Origin of the sequence: Noviherbaspirillum sp., assembly GCF_035254685.1 — a bacterium.
Classification (GTDB): domain Bacteria; phylum Pseudomonadota; class Gammaproteobacteria; order Burkholderiales; family Burkholderiaceae_D; genus Noviherbaspirillum.
The window spans coordinates 1-26,079 of sequence record NZ_DATFAI010000024.1 but is presented as its reverse complement, the minus strand read 5'-3'; the positions used below and the strand labels follow the sequence as shown (position 1 = coordinate 26,079).

General features: G+C 62.6%; 19 protein-coding genes and 2 pseudogenes. 17 read left to right on the top strand and 4 right to left on the bottom strand.

Annotated features, from left to right (window positions below):
• Positions 1–23 precede the first annotated feature (23 nt).
• Complete coding sequence (rarD, locus tag VJ698_RS11570) at positions 24–908, bottom strand: EamA family transporter RarD (RefSeq protein WP_324102911.1); 885 nt, start codon at positions 906–908, stop codon at positions 24–26.
• A 170-nt stretch (positions 909–1,078) separates the two neighbouring features.
• On the opposite strand from rarD, the gene VJ698_RS11565 reads away from it, so the two are divergent.
• Positions 1,079–1,765, top strand: coding sequence for a Crp/Fnr family transcriptional regulator (locus VJ698_RS11565; protein WP_324102910.1), 687 nt, complete (start codon positions 1,079–1,081; stop codon positions 1,763–1,765).
• 54 nt (positions 1,766–1,819) lie between these two features.
• Here VJ698_RS11565 and VJ698_RS11560 read toward each other — a convergent pair whose 3' ends face one another.
• Both VJ698_RS11560 and VJ698_RS11555 read right to left on the bottom strand, forming a co-directional pair.
• Complete coding sequence (locus VJ698_RS11560) at positions 1,820–2,371, bottom strand: winged helix DNA-binding protein (protein WP_324102909.1); 552 nt, start codon at positions 2,369–2,371, stop codon at positions 1,820–1,822.
• A 37-nt stretch (positions 2,372–2,408) separates the two neighbouring features.
• Entirely contained in the window at positions 2,409–6,005 is a 3,597-nt protein-coding gene (locus VJ698_RS11555) for a hydantoinase B/oxoprolinase family protein (protein ID WP_324102908.1), read from the bottom strand.
• Between the two features lie 238 nt (positions 6,006–6,243).
• Between VJ698_RS11555 and VJ698_RS11550 the strand changes: the two genes are divergently transcribed.
• The 16 genes and pseudogenes from VJ698_RS11550 (at position 6,244) to VJ698_RS11475 (ending at position 23,775) form a co-directional block, all read left to right on the top strand.
• Entirely contained in the window at positions 6,244–7,212 is a 969-nt protein-coding gene (locus tag VJ698_RS11550) for a TRAP transporter substrate-binding protein (protein ID WP_324102907.1), read from the top strand.
• A 356-nt stretch (positions 7,213–7,568) separates the two neighbouring features.
• Positions 7,569–8,078: a TRAP transporter small permease gene (locus VJ698_RS11545; protein ID WP_324102906.1), complete on the top strand. Its 510-nt coding sequence runs from the start codon at positions 7,569–7,571 to the stop codon at positions 8,076–8,078.
• Between the two features lie 9 nt (positions 8,079–8,087).
• On the top strand, positions 8,088–9,386 hold the full coding sequence (locus VJ698_RS11540; protein ID WP_324102905.1) for a TRAP transporter large permease subunit: 1,299 nt from the start codon (positions 8,088–8,090) through the stop codon (positions 9,384–9,386).
• Between the two features lie 368 nt (positions 9,387–9,754).
• Entirely contained in the window at positions 9,755–10,897 is a 1,143-nt protein-coding gene (locus VJ698_RS11535) for a methyl-accepting chemotaxis protein (protein ID WP_324102904.1), read from the top strand.
• A gap of 8 nt (positions 10,898–10,905) precedes the next feature.
• Positions 10,906–11,274 (top strand): response regulator, encoded by a 369-nt coding sequence (locus VJ698_RS11530; RefSeq protein WP_324102903.1) that lies wholly within the window; start codon positions 10,906–10,908, stop codon positions 11,272–11,274.
• A gap of 35 nt (positions 11,275–11,309) precedes the next feature.
• Complete coding sequence (locus tag VJ698_RS11525) at positions 11,310–11,672, top strand: STAS domain-containing protein (protein WP_324102902.1); 363 nt, start codon at positions 11,310–11,312, stop codon at positions 11,670–11,672.
• A 12-nt stretch (positions 11,673–11,684) separates the two neighbouring features.
• Positions 11,685–13,841 (top strand): chemotaxis protein CheA, encoded by a 2,157-nt coding sequence (locus VJ698_RS11520; RefSeq protein WP_324102901.1) that lies wholly within the window; start codon positions 11,685–11,687, stop codon positions 13,839–13,841.
• A gap of 87 nt (positions 13,842–13,928) precedes the next feature.
• On the top strand, positions 13,929–15,584 hold the full coding sequence (locus tag VJ698_RS11515) for a methyl-accepting chemotaxis protein (protein WP_324102900.1): 1,656 nt from the start codon (positions 13,929–13,931) through the stop codon (positions 15,582–15,584).
• A 9-nt stretch (positions 15,585–15,593) separates the two neighbouring features.
• A complete protein-coding gene (locus tag VJ698_RS11510; RefSeq protein WP_324102899.1) occupies positions 15,594–16,130 on the top strand; it encodes a chemotaxis protein CheW in 537 nt (178 codons plus the stop codon).
• Between the two features lie 53 nt (positions 16,131–16,183).
• Positions 16,184–17,023: pseudogene (locus tag VJ698_RS11505) on the top strand (nitrate- and nitrite sensing domain-containing protein); the annotation flags it as partial.
• A gap of 180 nt (positions 17,024–17,203) precedes the next feature.
• Positions 17,204–18,448 (top strand): annotated as a pseudogene (locus VJ698_RS11500) (methyl-accepting chemotaxis protein); the annotation flags it as partial.
• A 136-nt stretch (positions 18,449–18,584) separates the two neighbouring features.
• Positions 18,585–20,783, top strand: coding sequence for a methyl-accepting chemotaxis protein (locus VJ698_RS11495; protein WP_324102898.1), 2,199 nt, complete (start codon positions 18,585–18,587; stop codon positions 20,781–20,783).
• A gap of 10 nt (positions 20,784–20,793) precedes the next feature.
• Positions 20,794–21,330 carry a chemotaxis protein CheW gene (locus VJ698_RS11490; RefSeq protein WP_324102897.1) on the top strand — a complete coding sequence of 179 codons (537 nt, stop codon included), beginning with the start codon at positions 20,794–20,796 and terminating at the stop codon, positions 21,328–21,330.
• 37 nt (positions 21,331–21,367) lie between these two features.
• Positions 21,368–22,180, top strand: coding sequence for a CheR family methyltransferase (locus VJ698_RS11485; RefSeq protein ID WP_324102896.1), 813 nt, complete (start codon positions 21,368–21,370; stop codon positions 22,178–22,180).
• Positions 22,181–22,184: 4 nt separating this feature from the next.
• Positions 22,185–22,667: a chemotaxis protein CheD gene (locus VJ698_RS11480; protein WP_324102895.1), complete on the top strand. Its 483-nt coding sequence runs from the start codon at positions 22,185–22,187 to the stop codon at positions 22,665–22,667.
• Positions 22,668–22,695: 28 nt separating this feature from the next.
• Positions 22,696–23,775 (top strand): chemotaxis response regulator protein-glutamate methylesterase, encoded by a 1,080-nt coding sequence (locus VJ698_RS11475; protein ID WP_324102894.1) that lies wholly within the window; start codon positions 22,696–22,698, stop codon positions 23,773–23,775.
• A gap of 431 nt (positions 23,776–24,206) precedes the next feature.
• Here the strand turns inward: VJ698_RS11475 and VJ698_RS11470 are convergent.
• A partial coding sequence (locus tag VJ698_RS11470) for a methylmalonyl-CoA mutase family protein (protein ID WP_324102893.1) occupies positions 24,207–26,079 on the bottom strand: 1,873 nt, incomplete at its 5' end.

Below are 26,079 nucleotides of genomic sequence, written 5' to 3'. Positions count from 1 at the left end.
TCCTGGGCTTCCGGCCTTTTTTCTCATGGTCTGACCTGCTTCAGCTTCCAGTTGCGCCACAAGCTTTCCGCCGTGTATACCACCAGCGCGCTCCAGATCAGGGCGAAGCCAGTCAATCGCACGCTGCCGAAGGGCTCATGATAGATCCAGACGCCGATCAGCAACTGCAGGGTCGGCCCGATGTACTGCAGCAGGCCGAGCAGCGAGAGCGGGATGCGGCGCGCGCCATAGGCGAACATCAGCAAGGGAATCGCCGTGATCGGCCCGGTCGACGCCAGCAGGATCTGCTGCGACAGCGGCGCAGCGGCGAAGCTGTTCTCATGATGCGTCGCCAGCACCAGCAGGCTGCCGATAGCGAGCGGAAAGAGCAGCATGGTTTCCAGTGCAAAGCCCTCCAGCGCTCCCAGGTGCGCCGTCTTGCGCAGCAATCCGTACAGACCGAAGGTGGCCGCCAGCACCAGTGCGATCCAGGGCAATTGCGCCGTATGCCACGTCAGCCACAGCACGCCGAAAGCGGCCAGCGCCACGGCCATCCACTGCACCGGACGCAGGCGTTCGCGCAGGACCAGGTAACCCATCAGCACGCTGAACAGAGGGTTGATGAAATAGCCGAGACTGGAATCGACCACGCGCCCGTTATTGACGGCCCAGATGTAGGTAAACCAGTTGGCCGAGAGCGCCAGCGCGCTGGCGGCAAAGCCGGCCAGCACCTTCGGACGCCGCACCACGTCGGCAAGCCAGGCCCATTGCCTGCGCCATGCGAGCACGATCACGACGAACACCAGCGACCATGCCATGCGATGCAGCAGGATTTCGATCGGCGGGATGGATTGCATGGCCTTGAAGTAGATCGGGAACACGCCCCAGATCGCGTAGGCACAGGCTGCGTAAAGTATTCCAGCTTGCATGAGAGCTTGTTCAATCGACAAAGGAAAGGGAGGCTTCCCGGAAGGGGACTTATTATCCCAGCAATTCGAAAAACACGCGGGCGGCCCCGGGAAAGACAATGCAACATTGCGTCCGCGCCATCTCATTGGCACAATCCGGCCTGTGTCCACTCCCGCTTCAACTGCACCACATGAGTTCCTCTCCCGCGCTGATCGACATGCTTCGCCAGTCTCCCTGGGCGCAAGCGCTCTCGCCCGCGCAGATGGAGCGCGTCGAGGCGGACACCATCGAGCGCTTCGTGCCGGCGGGCGGCTATGCCTGCCGCAAGGGCGAGCCGGTGGATTACTGGGTCGGCACGATGGACGGCCTGCTGAAGATGAGCTGCGTTTCTCCCGAAGGCAAGATCATCACCTTTACCGGCGTGCTCGGCGGCGCCTGGTTCGGCGAAGGCTCACTGCTCAAGACCAGCCCGCGCCAATACGACGTGATCGCACTGCGCGACACACGGCTGGCGCTGATGCCGCGCGCCACCTTCCATGCGCTGCTCGACAACAGCATTGGTTTCAATCGCTTCGTGATGACGCTGCTCAACGAGCGGCTCGGCATGTTCATTTCGCTGGTCGAGTTTGACCGCATGCTCGACACCACCGCGCGCGTCGCGCGCTGCCTCGCGGCCCTGTTCAATCCGCACATCAACCCCGGCATCAGCCCGCAGCTGAAGATCTCGCAGGAAGAGCTGGGTTATCTGTGCAATGCGTCGCGCCAGCGGGTGAACGGCGCACTGAAGGTGCTGGACGAAGCAGGGCTGGTGCAAGCCGAATATGGCGGTGTCACCGTCCTCGACCTGGATGGGCTGCGCTGTTACCAGTCGAAGTAGCAGTGGAAGTAGCAGCCATCACGACCTGTAGCGTGCGCGGCGCGCAGGAAATCCCTACAGTGAAGTCGCTGCACGTGCCGCCTGGTCGTACAGGCCGGACAGCATGCGCAGGAAGCGCGCCAGTTCTGCAAGTTCGAAGCTTTCAGCGGCGTCGCGGCTGAGCGTCGAGACCAGCACATGCTCGCGGATCTCGAAATAGCGCTTGCACAGATCGCGGCCGCGCTCGTTGGTCGAGTACAGCACCTCCTTGCCGCGCCGCTCGGTCTGTACCAGCCCCAGCGCGAGCAGTTTCTTCAGCGAGTAATTCACCACGTGCGTATCCTCGATGTTGAGGATAAAGGCGATATCCGCCAGCTTCTTCTCGCGCGCGCGGTGGTTGATGTGATGCAGCACCAGCACGTCGGTGATCGTCATGTCCTTCATGCCGGCTGCCGACATGCAGCGTACCGCCCAGCGGTTGAATGCGTTGCTCGCGATGATCAGGCCGAATTCGAATTCGCTCAGCTCCGCGCTCTTGCCCGCTGCAAGGTGCGCGGATGAGACGATGGGCACCTTCGCGGCCGATGCGGCGGGAGATTTCGGGGTGCTCTTCTTTTCTTTCGTCATGTTGTGCTCCGACTGAGGGCGAGTGCGAAGTATACCGTCAGGGCAGGCCGTATCCGCCGCCACCCGGCGTCTCGATCACGAACAGGTCCCCGGCCTTCATGTCGGTCCGCGCCACATGCGCGAGTTCCTCGACCGTTCCGTCGCACCGCACGACGAGGTTGCGGCCCGTTGCGCCCGCTTCACCGCCCGCCATGCCGAATGCGCCGTGCAACCGGTTGTTGGAAAGGATGGAAGCGGTCATGTCTTCAAGGAAGCGCACTTTGCGCATGCCGCCATTGCCGCCATGCCACCTTCCCCTGCCGCCGGAGCCCTTGCGTATCTCGTAGCTTTCCAGCCGCACCGGGAAACGGAACTCCAGCACTTCCGGATCGGTCAGGCGCGAGTTGGTCATGTTGGTCTGCACCACGTCCGTGCCGTCGAAGCCTTCGCCCGCGCCCGAGCCGCCCGAGATGGTTTCGTAGTACTGGTACTGATCATTGCCGAAGGTGAAGTTGTTCATCGTGCCCTGCGAAGCTGCCATCACACCCAATGCGCCGTAGAGTGCGTTGGTGATGCAGGTCGAGGTTTCGACATTGCCTGATACTACCGATGCGGGATAGCGCGGATTGAGCATCGAGCCTTCGGGGATGATGACGTGCAAGGGCTTGAGACAGCCGGCGTTGAGCGGGATGTCGTCGTCGACCAAGGTGCGGAACACATACAGCACGGCGGCCATGCAGACCGCCGATGGCGCATTGAAGTTGTTCGGCAATTGCGGCGAGGTGCCGGTGAAATCGATCTCAGCCGAACGCTCTTCGCGGTTCACGCGGATCGCGACCCGGATCACCGCGCCGTTGTCGAGCAGATATTCGAATGCGCCGTCCTTCAGCGCTGTGATCACGCGCCGCACCGCTTCTTCGGCATTGTCCTGCACATGCTTCATGTAGGCGCTGACAACATCCAGCCCGAAATGCGCGACCATCTTGCGCAGTTCCTCCACGCCTTTCTGGTTGGCCGCGATCTGCGCGCGGAAGTCCGCCAGGTTCTGCTCCGGATTGCGCGCGGGGTAGCGCGCACCGGTCAGGAGGGCGCGCGTTTCATGGTCCCGCAGGCGGCCCGCGTCGACCAGCTTGAAGTTGTTGATCAGTACGCCTTCCTCTTCCACGACGGTCGAATCCGGCGGCATCGAACCCGGCGTCGTGCCGCCGATGTCCGCGTGATGGCCGCGTGAGCCGACGTAAAACAGCACCTTGAGGCCGGCCTCGTCGAATACCGGCGTGATGATGGTGACATCGGGCAGGTGGGTGCCGCCGTGATAGGGATCGTTCAGCATGTACACGTCGCCGGGGCGCATCGTCGCGGCATTCTCGCGGATCACGGTCTTGATGCTCTCGCCCATGGAGCCGAGGTGCACCGGCATGTGCGGCGCATTCGCGATCAGGTTGCCCTCCGCATCGAAGATCGCGCAGGAGAAGTCGAGCCGTTCCTTGATGTTCACCGAGTAGGCGGTGTTCTGCAGGCGCAGGCCCATCTGCTCGGCGATGCTCATGAAGAGATTGTTGAAGATTTCCAGCATGACCGGATCGGCGGTGGTGCCGATCGCGCGCCGCTCGGGGCGCGCTTCCACGCGGGTGAGCACGAGGTGGTACAGCGCGGTGACCTGCGCCTGCCAGCCGGGCTCGACGACTGTGGTCGCGTTCGCTTCCGCGATGATCGCCGGCCCTGTAATGATGTCGCCGGGGCGCGTGTCCTCGCGCTTGAACAGCGCGGCATCATGCCAGCGGCCGCCGGAGAACATGCGCACGGTTTCGGCCGCTTGCAATGCGCCGGGACGCGGCGGCAGTGCAGTCGCTTTTTCCTGCGCCTCGCCCGACTTGCCGATCACTTCGACCGACACCGCTTCAGCGATCAGCGCCTTGCCGGGCATGAGAAAGGAGAACTGCTTTTTGTACGCGGCCTCGAATTGCGCGAGCATGCCGTGCAGGCTGTCGAACTGCACGGTCAGCGCGGAATCGGTGCCCTCGTAGCGCAGGTGCACGCGTCGCACCGCCTGCATGCGCTCTTCCGCAACACCTTGCGACTGCAGGTCGCGGCGTGCGTCGCAGGCGAGTTGGTCGAGTTGCGCCTGCAGCGTCGGCAGCGCATCCGGGTCGAGCGGAATCTCGACTGCCGATTCGCGCATGGCGACCTGGTCCGCCAAGCCCATGCCGTAGGCGGACAGCACGCCGGCCAGCGGATGGGCGAACACCGTCGTCATGCCAAGCGCATCGGCCACGAGGCAGGCGTGCTGTCCGCCCGCGCCGCCGAAGGTGGTGAGCACGTACTCGGTCACGTCATGGCCGCGCTGCACCGAGATCTGCTTGATCGCATTGGCCATGTTGCCGACCGCGATCTCGATGAAGCCTTCCGCGATCTCCTCCACCGTACGTCGGCGGCCGGTTGCCTGCGCGATCTGTTCCGCCATGTCGCGGAATTTCTGCATGGCCGCTTCGGCGTCGAGCGGCTGGTCGGCATGCGGGCCAAACACCGCGGGGAAGTACTTCGCCTGGATCTTGCCGAGCACGACATTGCAGTCCGTCACCGCCGGCGGGCCGCCGCGCCGGTAACATGCCGGCCCCGGATTCGCGCCGGCGCTGTCCGGCCCGACACGCAGGCGCGCGCCATCGAAATGCAGGATGGAGCCACCGCCCGCGGCGACGGTGTGAATGCTCATCATCGGCGCGCGCATGCGCACGCCGGCCACCTGCGTCTCGAACTCGCGCTCGAATTCGCCGGCGAAATGCGATACGTCGGTGGAGGTGCCGCCCATGTCGAAACCGATCACCTTGTCGAAGCCGGCAAGCTGGCTGGTGCGCACCATGCCGACGATGCCGCCGGCAGGGCCGGAGAGAATGGAGTCCTTGCCGGAAAACGCATGCGCATCGGTCAGGCCGCCGTTGCTCTGCATGAATTGCAGGTTGACGCCGGGCATATCCTGCGCAACCTGGTCGACGTAGCGGCGCAGAATTGGCGAGAGATAGGCATCGACCACGGTGGTGTCGCCACGCGATACCAGTTTCATCATCGGGCTGGTCTGGTGCGAGACGGAGATTTGCGTGAAGCCGATCTCGCGCGCGATCTCCGCGACCGCGGCCTCATTCGCGGTATAGCGGTAACCGTGCATGAACACGATTGCGATCGCACGGAAGCCCTTGTCGTACGCGCGCTGCAGCGCGGCGCGCGCCAGCGGCTCGTTCAGCGGCACTACAGCTTCGCCGTGCGCGCCGACGCGTTCCTCGATCTCGATCACTTCCTTGTAGAGCAGCTCCGGCAGCACGATATGCCGGTCGAACAGGCGCGGGCGGTTCTGGTAGGCAATGCGCAAGGCATCGCGGAATCCGCGCGTGATGGCAAGCACGGTCGGGTCGCCCTTGCGCTCCAACAGGGCGTTGGTGGCAACAGTGGTGCCCATTTTCACCGCTTCCACCAGGTCGGCGCCGATCTTGTCCTGGGTGCCGAGGCCGAGTAGGTGGCGGATGCCGGCCACCGCCGCGTCCCTGTACTGCTCCGGGTTTTCCGACAGCAGCTTGTGCGTGGCGAGCGTGCCGTCCGGCCGTCGTGCAACGATGTCCGTGAAGGTGCCGCCCCGATCGATCCAGAATTGCCAGCGTTGCATACCGCGCTCCCGAATTGGTGAAAAAAGTCTCCCCTCGCGACACAAGCCGCTTGACATTATAGTGACAAGTTTACTAGCATTGATCAACATTTCGTCAACGTTTTATCAACGATATGTCAATGTGACGCAAGAGCCGGCTTCTTGTAATAATGAAAGCCGTCGGAAATGGTTTCGGAGTGAGCGCCGCGCGAGGCGCGAATCCTGCGCGGTAAAAGAAGACCAACTATGGAGAGATACCATGCGCTTGAAACGACTTGCCCTTGCTTTATCCGCGTTGACCCTGACAGTGGCGGCACATGCCCAGACCAAGTGGGACATGGCCACCGCCTATCCGGGGAACAACTTCCATACCGAAAACATCCAGCAGTTCGCCAATGACGTGGAGAAGGCGACCGGCGGCAAGCTGAAGATCACGGTGCATGCGAATGCCTCGCTGTTCAAGGCGCCGGAAATCAAGCGCGCCGTGCAGGGCGGCCAGATCCAGGCGGGCGAGATCCTGCTGGTCAACTTCGAAAACGAAAATCCGCTCTATGGCCTGGACGGCATTCCCTTCCTCGCTACGTCCTACCAGCAGTCGCAGAAACTCTACAAGGCATCGAAGAAGGCGCTGGACGACCTGCTCGCCAAGCAGGGCATGATGATGCTGTACGCAGTGGCCTGGCCGCCGCAGGGCATCTACACCAAGAAGACGATCGAGTCGGCGTCCGACCTGCGCGGCATGAAGTGGCGCGCCTACAGTCCGGCCACCAGCAAGATCGCCGAACTGGTCGGCGCGCAGCCGGTGACGGTGCAGGCATCCGAACTGTCGCAGGCGCTCGCGACCGGCGTGGTGGAGGCGTTCATGACCTCCGGCTCGACCGGCTACGACTCCAAGGTGTATGAACAGCTGAAGAACTTCTACGACACCCAGGCCTGGTTGCCGAAGAATGCGATCATCGTAAACAAGAAAGCCTTCGACGCGCTGGACAAGCCGACCCAGGCTGCCGTGCTGAAGGCCGCCACCGATGCCGAGACACGCGGCTGGACCATGTCGAGTACCAAGAACGACTGGTACCTCACCGAGCTCAAGAACAAGGGCATGACCATTCACAAGCCCTCCGAGAAGATGCAGGCCGACTTCAGGCAGATCGGCAACACCATGCTGGCCGATTGGCTGAAGAAAGCCGGACCGGAAGGGCAGGCGGTGATTGACGCTTATCGGAAGTAAGGGCCTGTCCAGGAACCTGGTCAGACCCTAAGGCTTGACGATGTCCTGACCGGAACGCGATTGGCGCATTCAGATGAATTTAACCGAACGTTCGCAAGATCCCCGGTGAAGCCCCTTCCCCCTTGCAGGGGGAAGGTTGGGATGGGGGTAGTGAGGTTGAGCTATCGTAGACGTGAATGCAAGCTCAATACCCCCACCCTCCGCCGGGCGCCCCTAACCCTCCCCCTGCAAGGGGGAGGGGTCAAGGCCGAGGAGAATTTCAACTCCTCAAAATCATCTGGACGCTCTGCTTGCGTCCGGGACGACATACCATTGGCAGGCTCGGCCATCGTGGGCCGGCATCCGACGAGGATTACATGCGTGCATTTCTCGACAAGCTCTATAACGCAGCCGGCTATGCCGCCGCGTTCTTCATGATCGGCACACTGCTGATGGTGGTGGCCGGCATCGCCGACCGCATGTTCGCGCTGGGCTGGCGCGGCACCGACATGTACGCCGGCTACAGCATGGCGGCGAGCGGCTTCCTCGCGCTTGCGCATACCCTCAAGCGCGGCGAGCACATTCGCGTGACGCTGATCCTGCATGCGGCTTCGCCAAGGATGCGACACGCGCTGGAAATCTGGTCACATGGTATCGGCGCTGCGCTGGCCGGCGCATTCGCTTTCTACGCCATGCGGCTGGCGTACCAGTCGCATGAATTCAACGACATTTCTACCGGCAACGATGCCACGCCGCTCTGGATCCCGCAGATCCCGATGGCCATCGGCGCGATCGTGCTGTTCATCGCGCTGGCCGACGACCTGGTGCTGGAACTGCGCGGCAGGCGTGTTGCGCTGGAATCCGAAGAAGCGGTGCATAGCGAATAAGGCGGAGCCATGGAATTCATTACGACGATATTGCTGATCGCCGCCCTGTTCGCCATCCTGGGCACCGGCGTGTGGGTCGGGCTCGCGCTCTCTGGCGTGGCATGGATCGGCATGGAACTCTTCTCCGCGCGTCCCGCGGGCGATGCGATGGCGGTGACCATCTGGGGCGCCGCATCCTCCTGGACATTGACCGCGCTGCCTCTCTTCATCTGGATGGGTGAGATCCTGTTCCGCACCAAGCTGTCGGAAGACATGTTCAAGGGACTCGCACCGTGGCTGGAGCGGGTGCCGGGCCGTCTGCTGCACACCAACGTGGTCGGCTGCGCGATCTTTGCGGCGGTGTCCGGTTCGTCGGCGGCGACCTGCGCCACCATCGGCAAGATGACCATCCCCGAGCTGACGGCGCGCGGCTATCCCGAAGAGAAGATCATCGGCACGCTGGCCGGCGCGGGCACGCTCGGCCTGCTGATCCCGCCGTCCATCATCATGATCGTGTACGGCGTGATGGCCAATGTCTCGATCGCCAAGCTGTTCATCGCCGGCGTGATTCCCGGCATCCTGCTCGCCGCGCTGTTCTCCGGTTACATCATCGTCTGGGCCTTGATGCATCCGGATGCCTTGCCGCGCGCCACGGAAAAATACACCTTCGGCCAGAAGCTGTACGCCTCGCGCCACCTGCTGCCGGTCGTGCTGCTGATCGCGCTGGTGCTCGGTGCCGTGTATTCACCGTGGGTAACGCCGACCGAAGCGGCGGCCGTGGGCGTGCTCGGTTCGCTGATCCTGTCGGCAGTGCAGGGCTCGCTCACGCGCCGCACCTTCATGGAAAGCCTGATGGGCGCGACGCGTCTGTACTGCATGATCGCGCTGATCCTGGCCGGTGCGCAGTTCCTCACGCTGTCGATGGGTTACCTCGGCCTGCCGCGCCATCTCGCGGAATGGATCGGTTCGCTCGGCCTGTCGAACTTCATGCTGATCATGGCGCTGATGGTGTTCTTCATCATCCTCGGCTGCTTCCTCGACGGCATTTCCATGGTGGTGCTGACCATGGGCGTGATCCTGCCGACGATCGAAAAGGCAGGCATTGACCTGGTCTGGTTCGGCATCTTCATCGTGCTGGTGGTCGAGATGGCGCAGATCACGCCGCCTGTCGGCTTCAACCTGTTCGTGCTGCAGGGCATGACACGCAAGCAGGTGCCCTGGATCGCCAAGGCAGCATTGCCGATGTTCTTCCTGATGGTCGCCGCGGTGGCTCTGGTGTACTTTGTTCCCGGCCTGGTGAACTGGCTGCCGGACTCGATGATGCGCTGACCACCTGCCGGGCAAGCGAGCACGACGCTTGCCCGTTCCTCTCCGCGACAATTTCCGCTTCTGCCATCCCGGGCGGCAACACTCCCCGCCGCTGACAGCATGACAATTACATCCTGTTGTGATTGATTCTGTACCAAGAATTAAGCCTTGAACTATTGCGGCAATAGAAAAAGCTGATAGGATAATTTCCAAGTGGAAACAAAAGATCCGAGGTGCACAGGCACCCGGCCGGCCTTTTGAACAATAAGCCACATGCGCCCCAACGGGGATGGAGAAAAAATGTCTTCAGGACGAGGCGTTGCCTCTGCACGCCCCATGCGGGCAGTGATGGCAGCAGTATTTGCGATACGGGCGACAAGGAGTGGCGCATGAAAGCCCCTGTCCTGCCTGCGCTTTGGCCCGCCGTGCTTGGGTGCGCGGGCGCGGCGAGTACGCTGGCCTTTGGCGGCTGGAGCATCGGTGCCATCGTGACGGCGCTGCTGCTCGGCGCAGCCGGCATCGTGATCGGATCGCGCAGCGCTGTCGCACAAAAGCAACTCCAGCAACCCATCGATACCTACTTCGCCAGCCGCAAGCAGTTCAGCGAGTCGCTGGCGCCGGTATGGTCCGCGCAGATCGGCTCATCGGTATCGCAGATGGAAGAAGCCGTGTCTTCGCTGGCGCAACGATTCTCTGGCATCGTTGACAAGCTTGACCAGGCCGTTCGCGCCTCCAGCACCGCCTCCGAATCTGTGGAAGATGGTCACGCCGGACTGGTCGCCGTATTCTCGTCGAGCGAACGGGAACTCGGCGCCGTGGTCGCTTCGCTGAAGGAGGCCACGGCGAGCAAGGCGGCCATGCTGGAAAAGATCCAGGGGCTCGAGCATTTCATCAAGGAGCTCCGGAGTATGGCCGACGAAGTCGCGCAAATCGCGTCGCAGACCAACCTGCTGGCGCTCAATGCCGCGATCGAAGCATCGCGCGCGGGCGAGATGGGGCGCGGATTCGCCGTCGTCGCAAAGGAAGTGCGCATGCTTTCCAACCTCTCCGGCGAGACCGGGCGGCGCATCACCGAAAAAGTCAGCCTGATCAGCGACGCCATCATCGCCACCTGCTCGGCAGCCGAGCAGTCCGTGCAGCGCGAGCAGGACTCGATGTCTTCGTCGGAGACGACCATCGGCTCGGTGCTGGCCGACTTCCGCAACGTCACCGACGCGCTGGTGCGCTCTTCCAGCCTGCTGAAAGACGAGAGCATCGGCATCAAGTACGAGGTCTCAGAGGCCCTGGTGCAACTGCAATTCCAGGATCGCGTCAGCCAGATCATGAGCCACGTACAGCAGAGCATCGACCGCCTCCCGGTATTCCTCGACGAGCATCGCCGCCAGTTCGAGCAGCACGGCGAACTACGACCGCTTGACGCGGAGGCGCTGCTGGCCGAACTCGCCAGTACCTATGCGATGGCGGAGGAGCGCGCCGTGCACGGCGGAACGCAGGCCGAGAAAAAGCAGGACGACGAAATCACGTTCTTTTAGGAGGGAAGATGGCCAAGACAATCATGATCGTGGACGACTCGGTATCATTGCGACAGGTGGTCGGCATCGCCCTCAAGGGGGCAGGCTATGAAGTCCTCGAGGGAAGCGATGGCGTCGATGCCCTTTCCAAGCTCAAGGGCCAGAAGGTCCACCTGATCATCAGCGATGTCAACATGCCGAAGATGGACGGCATCACCTTCCTGACCGCCGTCAAGCAGATGCCTGCGTACAAGTTCACGCCGGTCATCATGCTCACCACCGAATCCGAGGAATCGAAGAAGCGACAGGGCCAGGCCGCTGGAGCGAAGGCGTGGGTCGTGAAGCCGTTCAAGCCGGACCTCCTCCTGAACGCCGTGCAGAAGCTGGTACTGCCCTAGCACCCCTCTAACCCAACCACTTCGCGGAGACCACCATGAACGCTGAAACAAGGCGTGAGGGCGACGCTCGCCCTGAACACTGCCTGCGCATCGAAGGCGAGATGACGATCTACCAGGCGGCCGAGCTGAAGCCGGCGCTGACAGCGCTGCTGGAGCAGGGCGACGCACTGGAAATCGACCTGTCCGGCGTGTCCGAGATCGACGCGGCAGGCGTGCAGCTGCTGGTCGCGGCCAAGAAGGAGGCGCTGGCGCGGCGCAAGGAACTGCACCTCGCTGCGCACAGTGCGGCGGTGGTGGAGGCCTTCGAGCTGCTCGACCTGGGCGGCTTCTTCGGCGATCCCATGATGATCGGATCCGGCGCGGAGCAAGAGAACGGCCGTGCCTCGGCCAGGACATGAGCGGGGTGGAACATGAATCTTGACGCTGCACTGCAGACCTTCATCGAAGAAAGCCGGGAGCTGCTCGAAGAGATGGAAAACGCGCTGCTTGCCTTCGAGCGCGCCGAGGCGGACCAGGAAATGATCCACGCCATCTTTCGCGCCGCGCACACCATCAAGGGTTCGGCGGGACTGTTCAGCCTCGACCATATCGTCGAGTTCACGCATGTGCTGGAAAGCGTGCTGGACCGCGTCCGTGATGGCAAGCTCGATATCGACGACACGCTGGTCACGCTGCTGCTTTCCTGCTGCGACCACATCGGCGCGCTGATCGACGGTGCGGAGGCCGGACTGGACGAGGGCGATGTGGCGGCTGCGCAACAGCGAGGCGAACCGCTCAGCGCGCAATTGCGCGGCTATCTCGCTGCGCCTAACCCCTCGAGCGCGCTGCCCCTCGCCGTGGTCGAACATGCCGAAGCCTTCGAGCGCATCGAAAGTCTCGGTGGCGGCAACAACCACTGGCACATCTCACTGCGTTTCGGCAGCGAGGTGCTGCGCAACGGCATGGACCCGCTGTCCTTCCTGCGCTACCTCGGCAAGCTCGGCCGCATCGTCGGCATCGTCACGTTGACCGATGCCATTCCCGCGCTCGACACGATCGATCCCGAATCCTGCTTCCTCGGCTTCGAGATCGCCTTCGCCAGCGATGCCGACAAGGCGGCCATCGACAATGTCTTCGAATTCGTGCGCGACGACTGCCGCATCGCCATCCTGCCGCCGCACAGCCGCATTTCCGAATACGTCCGGCTGATCCAAGGCCTGCCGGAGGAGACGGCGCGCCTCGGCGAGATCCTCGTGCGTTGCGGCAGCGTCACCGCGCATGAACTGGATGCCGCACTCAATGCACAACAGGAAGCCGCGCCCGCTGCGCCGCCGATCGGCGAAATTCTCGTCGAGCAGCATGTGGTGCAGCAGGATGTGGTGAACGCGGCGCTGGTCAAGCAGAAAAAGATCAACGACACAAAAGCCCAGGAGAACCGTTCGATCCGCGTCGATGCCGACAAGCTCGACCACCTGATCAACCTGATCGGCGAGCTGATCATCGCCGGCGCTTCCGCCAATCTGATTGCGCGCCGCACGCAGATCGCCGAGCTGCAGGAATGTACTTCCACGCTGTCGGGCCTGGTGGAAGAAGTGCGCGACAGCGCCTTGCAACTGCGCATGGTCAAGATCGGCGCGACCTTCAACCGCTTTCAGCGCGTGGTGCATGACGTCGCGCGCGAGCTCCGCAAGGACATCGGGCTGGTGGTCAGCGGCGAAGACACCGAACTCGACAAGACCGTAGTCGAAAAGATCGGCGATCCCCTGATGCACCTGGTGCGCAATGCGATGGATCACGGCATCGAGCCGGCCGAGGTGCGCACCGCGCGTGGCAAGCCGGCGCAGGGCAGCGTCAGGCTCAATGCCTACCATGATTCCGGCAGCATCGTGATCGAGGTTAGCGACGACGGCGGCGGACTCAAGCGCGACAAGATCCTCGCCAAGGCGGTGGAGCGCGGCCTGGTCGAAGCGGGCCGCACGCTGAGCGACAGCGAGGTCTATGCGCTGATCTTCGAGCCCGGATTCTCGACCGCGGAACAGATCACCAATTTGTCGGGTCGCGGCGTCGGCATGGACGTGGTCAAGCGCAACATCATCGCCTTGCGCGGCAGCGTCGACATCGCCAGCGAGGAAGGCGTGGGCACGACGGTCATGGTGCGCCTGCCGCTCACGCTTGCGATCATCGACGGCTTCATGGTCGGCTTGGGCAAGACGAATTTCGTCGTCCCGCTCGACATGATCGAGGAGTGCGTCGAGTTCTCTTGCGAGCCGGGCCACGACTACACCAACCTGCGCGGCGAAGTGCTGCCCTTCATCCGCTTGCGCGAACTGTTCGCAATCGAGGGTGAAAGGGCGCGGCGCGAAAGCATCGTGGTCATCCGGCATGCGGGCAAGAAGGCCGGCCTCGTGGTGGATGCCCTGCTCGGCGAATTCCAGACCGTGATCAAGCCGCTGGGGAAGATGTTCAACCAGGTGAAATGCATCAGCGGATCGAGCATTCTCGGCAGCGGCGAGGTGGCCCTCATTCTTGATGTGCCCGCACTGTTGAACCTGATCGATGCCAGGGAGAAGCAACGGCTGGCAGCGTGAGACTTGTCGCACCAGGGAAAAGCCGGCGAAAAAAAAGAAAGCCGGAAAAACTGTGACAAACGCCTACCACTGAACAAGGGAAATCGCATGCTGAACAATATGAAAATCGGGGTCCGTCTCGGGCTGTGTTTTGGTGTCGTCATCCTGCTGCTGCTTGCCACGGCATTCCTGGGCATCTCGCGCCTCGGTCAGCTTGACGAAAGCACGAAGAAGATCATTGACGACCGCTATCCGAAGGTCGTCACCGGCTATGAAATGATCGGCGAACTGAACCAGATTGCGCGGTCGATGCGCAATGTCGTCATCTTCACGGAACCTGACATGGTGAGGAAGGAGCTGGCGACGATCGATGGCGCGAAGTCGAATATCGTCAAGCATATCGACCAACTGGAAAAAAGCATCACCACGCCCAAGGGCAAGGAACTGCTGAAGGCCATGCTTGACGCGCGCAGCAAGTACAAGGCGCACCAGGAAGATTTCATTGCGTTCGCTGGCGGCGGAAAGAATGACGAGGCCAAGGGACTGCTGCTGACCCAGTTGCGGCCTGCCCAGCTGGCCTATATCGATGCGCTGGAAAAGCTGATCGCGTATCAGGGTGAACTGATGCAGGAAGCAGGGCGTGAATCGGACGCTACCTATCACGACGCGCGGAATACGATCATCACGATGTCCGGTACCGCGACGGCCCTGGCTGTCGTGTTGTCGACGCTGGTCGTGATGAGCCTGCTGCGCCAGCTGGGCGGCGAACCGGCCTATGCAGCGGAGATCGCGCGCGAAGTCGCGGCAGGCAACCTGTCGCTGGAGATACGGACCAAGGCCAGGGATGAGTCGAGCCTGTTGTTCGCCCTGAAAACCATGGTCACGAAGCTTGCACACGTAGTTGCCGAGGTCAATGGCGGAGCGCATGCGCTGGCAAGCGCGTCGGAGGAAGTCAGCGCCACCGCGCAGTCATTGTCGCAGTCGGCAAGCGAGCAGGCGGCCGGCGTGGAGGAAACCAGCGCCTCGATCGAGCAGATGACAGCATCGATCTCGCAGAACACCGAGAACGCCAGGGTCACCGATGGCATGGCGACCAAGGCCGCGCAGGAAGCGGCCGAGGGCGGCGAAGCGGTGAAGGAGACCGTCGCCGCGATGAACCAGATCGCCAAGAAGATAGGCATCATCGATGACATCGCCTATCAGACGAACCTGCTGGCACTGAATGCCGCGATCGAAGCGGCACGTGCCGGCGAGCATGGCAAGGGCTTCGCGGTGGTGGCGGCGGAAGTGCGCAAGCTGGCCGAGCGCAGCCAGGTGGCGGCGCAGGAAATCGGCGAAGTCGCGTGCAACAGCGTGGGCCTTGCAGAGAAGGCAGGCAAGCTGCTGGACGAGATGGTGCCGAACATCAAGAAGACATCGGACCTGGTGCAGGAGATCACGGCGGCATCGGAAGAGCAATCGTCGGGCGTGGGCCAGATCAATGCGGCAGTGGGGCAATTGAGCCAGGCCACGCAGCAGAATGCATCGAGTTCGGAAGAGTTGGCGGCCACTGCCGAAGAAATGAGCAGCCAGGCCGAGCAGCTGCAGCAGCTGATGTCTTTCTTCAAGCTCGAGGCCGGCGCGCAGGTGAAGATCGTGCAGTCGCTTCGCAAACCAGGCATACCCGCCGTGCCCAGAAGGGCCTTCGCCAGCAAGCCGGTCGAAGGCAATCTCGCGCTCGCCAGCGACGCGGCGCTGGATGAAGCCAATTTCACCAGGTTCTAGGAGAGGCGAATGAGCGCATTCATCGAAGCCGGCCCCGCCGTATCGGCGGTTCAGGCGATCGCCGATCATGGCCAGTATCTGACCTTCATGCTCGGCGGAGAAACCTTTGCCATCGGCATCCTCGCCGTCAAGGAAATCATTGAATACGGTGGCCTGACCGAAGTGCCGATGATGCCCGAATGCATACGCGGCGTGATCAATCTGCGCGGCGCCGTGGTGCCGGTGCTCGATCTGTCTTCCCGTTTCGGCCGGGCGACGACGGCGGTCACCAAGCGCACCTGCATCGTGATCGTCGAAGTCGATAGCGGCGAAGCACAGCAGGTGGCCGGCGTGGTGGTCGATGCGGTCAATGCCGTGCTGGAGATACCGGCGTCCGAGATCGAGCCGCCGCCGACCTTCGGCGCGAAGATCCGCACCGATTTCATTGAGGGCATGGGCAAGGTCAACGGCCGGTTCGTGATCCTGCTCAACATCAACCAGATCGTTTCGCTCGACGAACTCGCGGCACTGGCAGAGACGGCTTCCGGACCGCCCGAAGCGGCATAAGGCCGTCGCCGGCGGCGGAACTGGAAAAAAGGACTTCAAGGGAGGAGACTGACATGAACATCATCAAGACGGTTGCGGGCAAGTTATTGATACTGGTGGCGCTGCCGCTGCTGGCACTGGCACTTGCAGCAGGCACGATTTCCAGGGATGGCTGGCTCCAGTACCAGGGCGCGAGCGAAACGGAAAAGCTGATGAACCTGGCGACCTCCCTCGGCGAAGTCGTGCATGCACTGCAGGTCGAGCGCGCCAACAGCGTGGGCTTCGCACAGTCCAAGGGCCAGAAGTTCGGCGAGGAGATGGCCAGGCGCCGCATGACTACCGATACCAGCCAGCAGAACCTGAAAAATATCGCCGGCAACAATGAGTTCGCCCGGCAGGCGCTGGATGGCCTGGCCGGCCTTGCGCGCGCCCGCGAGGAGATTTCCTCCCTGCGCAAGTCCGGCGACGAGACCGTTGCGTACTTCACTGACACCGTCAGTGTCCTGGTGAAAGCGCTGTCCGGCCTCGCCACGCAGGATGCGGACCCGGTGCTGGTGCGCAAGCTCACGGCCTATCTCAGCCTCGTCAAAGGCAAGGAATTTGCCGGCCAGGAGCGTGCACTGGGGGCGCGCGTGTTCGTCGCCGATGCAATGAGCGCTGCCGATTACCGCGCATTCCTGGAGCGCGTGCACAAGCAGGATAGCGATTTCTCCACCTTCCGCACCTACGCCAGCGACAAGGATGTGAAGAACTTTGAAGGCGTCATGTCGCGAGACTACTCACGCGACGTCGAAAAGATGCGCGGCGCGGCGCTGGAGCGCAATACCAGCGGCCAGTTCGGCGTGTCCGGCGAAACCTGGGTGCGCCAGACGACGGCGCGCATCGATGGGCTGCATGAAGTGGAGCAGGGCCTGTCCGCCGATATCGTGTCCATCGCGCACGACATTGCGTCGCGTGCCTGGCGCAACCTGATCATCTCCGTGACGCTCACCATTGCCTGCATCGGCGTGACGCTGCTGCTGTCCTGGCTCATCATCCGCAACCTGCTGCGCCAGCTCGGCGGCGAGCCGGAGTACGCGGCGCAGGTGGCGCGCGAGGTGGCCGCGGGCAGCCTGCCGGCCGATCTGGTGGTCAAGGCCGGCGACCAGTCGAGCATGCTGTACGCGATGCAGAACATGGTGGCGAAGCTGAAGCAGATGATCGAAGGACAGCGTCGCATCGTCGAGGCGGCAAACCATGGCAATTTCGATGCGCGCATCGAGGTGGCCGGATTGCAGGGCTTCCAGAAGGAGATGGGCGAAGGGTTGAACCAGCTGGTCGTGACGACCGGCGCCAGCATCGACGACGTGGTGCGGGTCATGGGCGCGGTATCGGAGGGCGACCTGACCAGGACCATCGACAAATCCTACGAGGGCGCCTTCGGCAAGCTGAAGGACTATACCAACAACACCGTCGCGAAGCTGTCGCAGGTGGTGTCCGAGGTCAACGGCGGCGCGGAAGCGATTGCCAGCGCGTCCGAACAGGTCAACGTCACGGCGCAGTCCTTGTCGCAGGCGGCAAGCGAGCAGGCCTCGAGCGTGGAGGAAACCAGTGCCTCGGTCGAGCAGATGACTTCCTCGATCGCGCAGAACACCGAAAACGCCAAGGTGACCGATGGCATGGCGACCAAGGCCGCGCAGGAAGCGGCCGAGGGTGGCGAGGCCGTCAAGGCCACGGTGACTGCGATGAACCAGATCGCGAAGAAGATCCTGATCATCGACGACATTGCGTATCAGACGAATCTGCTGGCGTTGAACGCAGCCATCGAGGCGGCGCGTGCGGGCGAGCATGGCAAGGGATTCGCCGTGGTCGCAGCGGAAGTACGCAAGCTGGCCGAGCGCAGCCAGGTGGCGGCGCAGGAAATCAGCGAAGTCGCGACCAGCAGCGTGGAGCTGGCGGAGAAGGCGGGGCATCTGCTGGACGCGATGGTGCCGAACATCAAGAAGACCTCAGACCTGGTGCAGGAAATCACGGCGGCATCGGAAGAGCAGTCGTCGGGCGTCGGGCAGATCAATTCCGCCATGGCGCAGTTGAGCCAGGTCACGCAGCAGAACGCGTCGAGTTCGGAAGAGCTGGCGGCCACGGCGGAGGAGATGAGCGGGCAGGCCGAGCAGCTTCAGCAGACGATGGCTTTCTTCAAGCTGGACGGTGTCGCGGGCGGACGGGAGATGCAGTCGCGCAGGCCGGCAGCGAAAACGCCGGCGAATGGACAGGCCAAGAGGGGCGATGGCAGATCGACGCGAAGCACGGCGCTCGCGACCGAGGCCGCGCTTGAGGAAGCCCAGTTCACGCGCTTCTGATGTTTTCGGCAACAGCAAACCATGCAAGATCACCGGAGGTGAGTCACCAGACCATGACCTGACTGCACAGATGCGGATGTACGGCAAGCACGCGCTGCCGAAGTTGAAATGAACACTTGGTTGTAGAGGTAATGCAATGTTGAAACATATGAGAATCGGCACCCGGCTGGGGATGTCGTTCGGACTGGTTTGCCTGGTACTGATTGCCGTGCTGCTGCTTGGGATTTCCCGCCTGGGCAATCTCAACGCAGGCACGGAGCTCATCGTGAACGACCGCTATCCGAAGGTGGTGTGGGCCTATTCCGCGATCGGCGAAGTGAACCAGATTGCGCGCTCGATGCGCAACGCGATCATCTTTACCGATCCGGAAACGATTCGCAAAGAGCTTGGCACGATCGAAACGTCCAAGGGAAAGATCAAGGAAAGCGTCGAGAAACTGGACAAGGCGATCACATCAGCGAAAGGAAAGGAACTGCTGAAGGGCATTGCCGACGCGCGGGAAAGCTACCGCGTGCATGAGGAGCAGTTCATCCGGCTTGTCAACGAAGGGAAAAAGGACGAAGCGAAAAATCTCCTGCAGACGCAGCTGCGGCCCACACAGCTTGCCTATATGGACGCGCTGAATGCGCTGATCAGCTACCAGGGCCAGCTGATGGAAAATTCCGGCAAGGACGCTTCCGACGAATTCCATGACGCGCGCGTGCTGATGCTCGTCATGGGCGCCGCGGCGCTCGTGCTGTCGGCGCTCACCGCGTTCTGGATCACGCTCAGCATTACGCGCCCGCTCGGCCAGGCGGTACTGGCCGCCAACCAGCTCAGGGATGGCGATCTTGGCATACGCATCGAAGCAACGAGCAGGGATGAGACAGGCCAGCTGCTGCACGCGATGCAGACCATGGTGGCGAAGCTGACGCAGGTGATCGATGGCCAGAAGCGCGTGGTCGAGGCCGCCAACCGAGGCAACTTCGATGTACGCACCGATCTCGACGGATTGCAGGGCTTCCAGAAAGACATGGGTGAAGGGCTGAACAGGCTCGTGACGGTGACCGGGGACAGCATCATCGACGTGGTGCGCGTGATGGGTGCCGTGTCCGACGGTGATTTGTCGCAGAAGATCGACAAGCCCTACGAGGGCGCATTCGGCCAGCTCAAGGAATATACGAACAATACCGTCGACAAGCTCAACCAGGTGATCGACGGCCAGCGCCGCGTCATTGACGCTGCCAACCACGGCAATTTCGAGGCGCGAGTCGAGACCGCAGGCCTGCGCGGATTCCAGGAAGAGATGGCGGCCGGCCTGAACCAGTTGATGACGACCACCGGCGCCAGCATCGATGATGTGGTGCGAGTGATGGGCGCGATGTCCGAAGGCGACCTGAGCACGAAGATCGACAAGTCCTACGAGGGCGCGTTCGGCAAGCTCAAGGAATACTCGAACAACATGGTCGACAAGCTCTCGCTGGTGGTGGCAGAGGTGAATGGCGCGGCCGACGCGTTGGCGAGCGCGTCGGAGGAAGTCAGCGCCACCGCGCAGGCCTTGTCGCAGGCCTCGACCGAGCAGGCCGCCGGCGTGGAAGAAACCAGCGCCTCCATCGAGCAGATGACGGCCTCGATCTCGCAGAACACCGAGAACGCCAAGGTCACTGACGGCATGGCGACCAAGGCCGCGCAGGAAGCAGCCGAGGGTGGCGATGCAGTCAAGGAAACCGTCGCCGCGATGAACCAGATCGCGAAGAAGATCGGCATCATCGACGACATTGCGTATCAGACGAACCTGCTTGCCCTGAATGCCGCGATCGAAGCGGCGCGCGCGGGTGAGCACGGCAAGGGCTTCGCCGTGGTGGCGGCGGAAGTGCGCAAGCTGGCCGAGCGCAGCCAGGTGGCGGCGCAGGAAATCGGCGAGGTGGCGAGCAACAGCGTGGGTCTTGCGGAAAAGGCCGGCAAGCTGCTGGATGAGATGGTGCCGAACATCAAGAAGACATCGGACCTGGTGCAGGAAATCACGGCGGCATCGGAGGAACAGTCGTCGGGCGTGGGCCAGATCAATGCGGCAGTGGGGCAGTTGAGTCAGACCACGCAGCAGAATGCCTCGAGTTCGGAAGAGCTGGCGGCCACGGCGGAAGAGATGAGCAGCCAGGCCGAGCAGCTGCAACAGACGATGTCCTTCTTCAGGCTGAAGCAGGCGCAAATGCAGGGGCAAACGCAGGCGACCTCCGCACTGCGCAAAGCCGTGCCGAAGGCGCCGACGACAAAACTGAACGGCACGAAGAAGCTGCCGGAACACGCGTTCGCCGCGACGCAAGCGCCGGACGAGTCGCATTTCACGAAATTCTAGGGAGGCGAGAATGAGTTCACTGGTAGAAGCCAGGGCCAATGCGAAACGGCCGATACAGGCCGGCGCCGACCACGCGCAGTACCTCACCTTCATGCTGGGCGGTGAAACTTTCGCCATCGGCATTCTGGCGATCAAGGAGATCATCGAATACGGCGGCCTGACCGACGTGCCGATGATGCCGGAATGCATACGCGGCGTGATCAATCTGCGCGGTGCCGTGGTGCCTGTGGTGGACCTGTCGGCGCGGTTCGGCAGGGCGACGACCGCCATCACCAAGCGCACCTGCATCGTGATCGTGGAAGTCAGCCATCATGACGGACAGCAGGTGATCGGCGTGGTGGTCGATGCCGTCAATGCCGTGCTGGAGATCCCCGCGGCCGAGATCGAGCCGCCGCCCACGTTCGGCGCGAAGATCCGTACCGAGTTCATCGAAGGCATGGGCAAGGTCAACGGCAGGTTTGTTATTCTCCTCAACGTCGACAGCGTGCTGTCGGTCGAGGATCGTGGCGCGCTCGCGTCGCTGTCAACCGATACGGCAACCATATAACCGGTCTGGCAAGAAAACCATCAATGAGTGAAAAGCTGTGGGAAATGTCATCACGCTTACCGACCACGAGTTTGCCCAGTTCCAGCGCTTCATCTTCGAGGCTGCGGGCATCACCATGTCGCCCGCCAAGAAGGCGCTGGTCAGCGGACGCCTGGCCAAGCGCATACAGCAGCGCCAGTTGAACAACTATGGCGAATACTTCCGGCTGCTGGCCAGCGGCAATGATGTCGCCGAAGTGCAGATGGCCATCGACCTGCTGACGACGAACGAGACCTATTTCTTTCGCGAACCGAAGCATTTCGACCTGCTGCGCGAAGCGGCCGGCAGCCTGCGCAGGCATGGGCAGGCCTTTCGCGTGTGGAGTGCAGCCAGTTCGAGCGGCGAAGAGGCTTACAGCATCGCCATGGTGCTGGCCGACACGCTGGGAGAGGCGCAGTGGGAAGTGATCGGTTCGGATATCAGCACGCGGGTGCTGGCGCGCGCGCGAACCGGCCATTATCCGCTGGAGCGCACCACGCACATCCCGACAGGCTACCTGAAGCGCTACTGCCTGAAGGGAACCGGCGCGCAGCAGGGGACGCTGCTGGTCGAACGCGCCCTGCGCCAGCGGGTGCAGTTCCTGCAAGCGAACCTGAACGACACGCTGCCGCAGATCGGCACCTTCGATGTGATCTTCCTGCGCAACGTGATGATCTACTTCAGCGGCGAGACCAAGCAGCAGGTGGTGGCGCGCGTACTCTCGCTGCTGAGGCCGAACGGCTATTTCTTCATTGGCCATTCCGAGAGCCTGCATGGCGTAACGGACCAGGTGCAGCCCCTGATGCCCTCGGTGTACCGGAAGGTGGCTTGATGCCATGCCGGGCCAGACGCCATGCATCGAGATCTTCCTGCAGCCTGGCGAATATTTCGTCGGCAACGCGGATTACCGGATCCGCACACTGCTCGGCTCCTGCGTCTCGATCACGCTCTGGCATCCTTGCCTGCGCATCGGCGCCATGTCGCACTTCCTGCTGGCGAGCCGGCCCGCGCACGTCATCGCGGAGCCCGACGGGCGCTATGGCGAGGAAGCCATGTGGCTGATGCTGCGCGAATTGCGCGCGGCCGGCATTACGCCAAGGGAATGCCAGGGAAAGGTGTTCGGCGGCGGCGACATGTTTCCCGGTGCGCGGGCGGCGCCGATCCATGTCGGCAAGCGAAATGGCGAAACGGCGCGCGAACTGCTGCGCGCGCATGGCATCCCCATCCTGTCCGAAAGCCTGTTCGGCGTCGGGCACCGGCAAATCATTTTCGACGTCAGCAGCGGCAACGTCTGGTCGCGCCAGGTGAAGCCCGGCTGACGACATTCATGGAGACAGGAAGCAGCGCATGAACAGCATCAAGGTATTGGTCGTGGATGATTCCGCCGTTGTGCGCCAGGTATTGACCGGCCTGCTGGAGAACACGCCCGGCATCACCGTCACGCATGCGGTGGCCGATCCCTTGCTGGCGATGGAGCGCATGAAAATGCAGTGGCCGGACGTGATCGTGCTCGACGTGGAAATGCCGCGCATGGATGGCATCACCTTCCTCAGGAAGATCATGAGCGAGCGGCCGACGCCGGTCGTCATCTGCTCGACGCTGACGGAAAAGGGCGCGCAGACCACCATGGAAGCGCTCGCCGCCGGCGCCGTCGCCATCATCACCAAGCCCAGGCTCGGGCTCAAGCAATACCTGAAAGACAGCGCCGACGAACTGATCCACGCAGTCCGCGCGGCGGCACGCGCCAACGTGAAGCAACTGGTACGGCAGCAGCATGCCGCACCGCCGGTCACCGAGAAATTCAGCGCCGATGTGATCCTCACGCCGGCCGACGGCAATGCCATGACGCAGACCACCGAACGGGTGGTCGCCATCGGTACGTCCACCGGCGGTACGCAGGCGCTGGAAGTGGTGCTGACTGCATTGCCGCGCGTGTCGCCAGGCATCGTGATCGTGCAGCACATGCCGGAAAAATTCACTGCTGCCTTTGCAGCACGGCTCGATAGCATCTGCCAGATCGCGGTCAAGGAGGCGCAGAACAACGACCGCGTCATTCCGGGACGCGCACTGATCGCACCCGGCGGCCGGCACATGCTATTGCGGCGCAATGGCGCGCAGTATTTCCTCGAGGTGGTCGACGGGCCGCTGGTGAACCGCCACCGTCCTTCGGTCGATGTGCTGTTCCGCTCCGTCGCGAAGGCCGCCGGCGCGAACGCGCTGGGCGTGATCATGACCGGCATGGGTGATGATGGCGCGGCGGGGCTGCTGGAGATGCGCAAGGCCGGCGCGCGCACGGTGGCGCAGGACGAGGCGAGCTGCGTGGTCTATGGCATGCCGAAGGAAGCCGTCAAGCGCGGCGCGGTCGAGAAGACCGTCGCATTGAATGCCATCGACAAGGAGATCCAGCAGCAAATGGCGAAGTTCTGAGATTGCCCGGAATGCATCCGGCCGCGCGCCCTTTCCGCTCAGGATGGATTATGCGCGGAACCAGGTTCAGTGCAGTGCGCGTCGCGAAACGGACCGTCGACCTTTTCCCATTCCCCTTGCATGAATTGCGCGCAGACCACCGTTCCATTCAGCTTGCTGCGCCATTTGTACCAAGGCGCGGGTGCCGCGATGGCCGAGGCGCCAAGGAACATTGCGAGCGCGAAAGACAGATGCCTGAGCATCATTGTGTATACGAACGATCCATGTCGCTGACCTTGATGGGAGAATTTCCTGACGCCGTAATTTGTGGACAAGAGATATCGCGGGAGCATGAAGTGGAACAGCGTGCCATAAAAGCGTTGTCCGCGGAAGACACGAAAAACACGGAAAAGATTTCGGTGGTTTCTGTGTTTTCCGTGGACAATCAAGCCTTACATGCTGCGGCGATACTGCCCGCCGACCTCGAACAGCGCATTGCTGATCTGTCCCAGCGAGCAGTAGCGCACGGCTTCCACCAGTACCGCGAATACGTTCTGGTTGTCGATCACCGCCTGCTGCAATTTTTTCAGCATCGCCGGAGCCTGTTCGGCGTTCCTCGCCTGGAATTCCGCCAGGCGCTTCAGTTGCGACTGCTTCTCCTCTTCCGTAGACCGCGCCAGCTCCAGCGTCTGCTGGACCGCATCGCCCTTCGGATTGCGGAAGGTGTTCACGCCGATGATCGGCAGCGTGCCGTCGTGCTTCAAATGCTCGTAATGCATCGACTCTTCCTGGATCTTGCCGCGCTGGTAACCCGTCTCCATCGCACCCAGCACGCCCCCGCGCTCGGCGATGCGCTCGAATTCCTGCAGCACCGCTTCTTCCACCAGGTCCGTCAGCTCCTCCATGATGAAGCTGCCCTGGTTCGGGTTCTCGTTCTTGGCCAGGCCCCATTCGCGGTTGATGATCAACTGGATCGCCAGCGCGCGGCGCACCGATTCGTCGGTCGGCGTGGTGATCGCCTCGTCATACGCATTGGTGTGCAGCGAGTTGCAGTTGTCGTAAATCGCAATCAGGGCCTGCAGCGTGGTGCGGATGTCGTTGAAGTCGATCTCCTGCGCATGCAGCGAACGCCCCGAGGTCTGGATGTGGTACTTCAGCTTCTGGCTGCGCTCGTTGGCGCCGTACTTGTCGCGCATCGCGACCGCCCAGATGCGGCGCGCCACACGCCCCAGCACCGTGTATTCCGGATCCATGCCGTTGCTGAAGAAGAACGACAGGTTGGGCGCGAAATCGTCGATGTGCATGCCGCGCGCGAGATACGCCTCGACAAAGGTGAAGCCGTTCGACAGCGTGAAGGCCAGCTGCGAGATCGGATTGGCCCCCGCTTCGGCAATGTGATAGCCGGAAATTGATACCGAGTAGAAATTGCGCACCCGGTTGTGCACGAAGAATTCCTGGATGTCGCCCATCACCTTGAGGCTGAACTCGGTCGAGAAGATGCAGGTGTTCTGCCCCTGGTCTTCCTTCAGGATGTCGGCCTGCACCGTGCCGCGCACGTTCTCCAGCACCCATTCCCGGATCTTGGCGGCTTCGTCGTCGGTCGGCTCGCGGCCGTTGTCTTTCCTGAACTTGTCGACCTGCTGGTCGATCGCGGTGTTCATGAACATCGCCAGGATGGTCGGCGCCGGGCCGTTGATGGTCATCGATACCGAGGTATTGGGCGCGCACAGATCGAACCCGTCGTACAGCACCTTCATGTCGTCGAGCGTGGCGATCGACACGCCCGAGTTGCCGACCTTGCCGTAGATGTCGGGACGAAGATCCGGATCGTTGCCGTAGAGCGTGACCGAGTCGAACGCGGTCGAGAGCCGCTTGGCCGGCATGCCGTCCGCGAGCAGATGGAAGCGCTTGTTGGTGCGGAACGCATCGCCCTCGCCGGCGAACATGCGCGTCGGATCCTCGTTCTCGCGCTTGAACGCGAACACCCCCGCGGTGTAAGGGAATGACCCGGGAACGTTCTCGCCGAGCTGCCAGCGCAGGATCTCGCCGTCGTCCTCGAACTTCGGCAGTGCGACCTTCGGCACGTGCGTACCGGACAGCGATACCGTGGTGAGCGCGGTGCGGATCTCCTTGCCGCGGATCTTCACGACGTATTCGTCGCCGGTGTAAGCGGCCTTCGTCTGCGGCCACATCGCGAGGAGCTTCTGCACGCGCGGGTCGAGCCTGGCATCGCGGTCGGCGAGCAGCGCGTCGAGCGCCGTGAGTTCGGTCTTGCAATCGAGTGCGGCTCGCGCCTTGTCGTCGCCGGCCTTGGCGGCAACGCCC

What these genes read in the sequence shown, in the direction of transcription:
- VJ698_RS11525 (WP_324102902.1), top strand. Translation starts at nt 11,310, where the DNA reads ATGAACGCTGAAACAAGGCGTGAGGGCGACGCTCGCCCTGAACACTGC.
- VJ698_RS11545 (WP_324102906.1), top strand. Translation starts at nt 7,569, where the DNA reads ATGCGTGCATTTCTCGACAAGCTCTATAACGCAGCCGGCTATGCCGCC.
- VJ698_RS11510 (WP_324102899.1), top strand. Translation starts at nt 15,594, where the DNA reads ATGAGCGCATTCATCGAAGCCGGCCCCGCCGTATCGGCGGTTCAGGCG.
- VJ698_RS11555 (WP_324102908.1), bottom strand. Translation starts at nt 6,005, where the DNA reads ATGCAACGCTGGCAATTCTGGATCGATCGGGGCGGCACCTTCACGGAC.
- VJ698_RS11530 (WP_324102903.1), top strand. Translation starts at nt 10,906, where the DNA reads ATGGCCAAGACAATCATGATCGTGGACGACTCGGTATCATTGCGACAG.
- rarD (WP_324102911.1), bottom strand. Translation starts at nt 908, where the DNA reads ATGCAAGCTGGAATACTTTACGCAGCCTGTGCCTACGCGATCTGGGGC.
- VJ698_RS11540 (WP_324102905.1), top strand. Translation starts at nt 8,088, where the DNA reads ATGGAATTCATTACGACGATATTGCTGATCGCCGCCCTGTTCGCCATC.
- VJ698_RS11475 (WP_324102894.1), top strand. Translation starts at nt 22,696, where the DNA reads ATGAACAGCATCAAGGTATTGGTCGTGGATGATTCCGCCGTTGTGCGC.
- VJ698_RS11490 (WP_324102897.1), top strand. Translation starts at nt 20,794, where the DNA reads ATGAGTTCACTGGTAGAAGCCAGGGCCAATGCGAAACGGCCGATACAG.
- VJ698_RS11560 (WP_324102909.1), bottom strand. Translation starts at nt 2,371, where the DNA reads ATGACGAAAGAAAAGAAGAGCACCCCGAAATCTCCCGCCGCATCGGCC.
- VJ698_RS11565 (WP_324102910.1), top strand. Translation starts at nt 1,079, where the DNA reads ATGAGTTCCTCTCCCGCGCTGATCGACATGCTTCGCCAGTCTCCCTGG.
- VJ698_RS11535 (WP_324102904.1), top strand. Translation starts at nt 9,755, where the DNA reads ATGAAAGCCCCTGTCCTGCCTGCGCTTTGGCCCGCCGTGCTTGGGTGC.
- VJ698_RS11550 (WP_324102907.1), top strand. Translation starts at nt 6,244, where the DNA reads ATGCGCTTGAAACGACTTGCCCTTGCTTTATCCGCGTTGACCCTGACA.
- VJ698_RS11515 (WP_324102900.1), top strand. Translation starts at nt 13,929, where the DNA reads ATGCTGAACAATATGAAAATCGGGGTCCGTCTCGGGCTGTGTTTTGGT.
- VJ698_RS11495 (WP_324102898.1), top strand. Translation starts at nt 18,585, where the DNA reads ATGTTGAAACATATGAGAATCGGCACCCGGCTGGGGATGTCGTTCGGA.
- VJ698_RS11520 (WP_324102901.1), top strand. Translation starts at nt 11,685, where the DNA reads ATGAATCTTGACGCTGCACTGCAGACCTTCATCGAAGAAAGCCGGGAG.
- VJ698_RS11480 (WP_324102895.1), top strand. Translation starts at nt 22,185, where the DNA reads ATGCCGGGCCAGACGCCATGCATCGAGATCTTCCTGCAGCCTGGCGAA.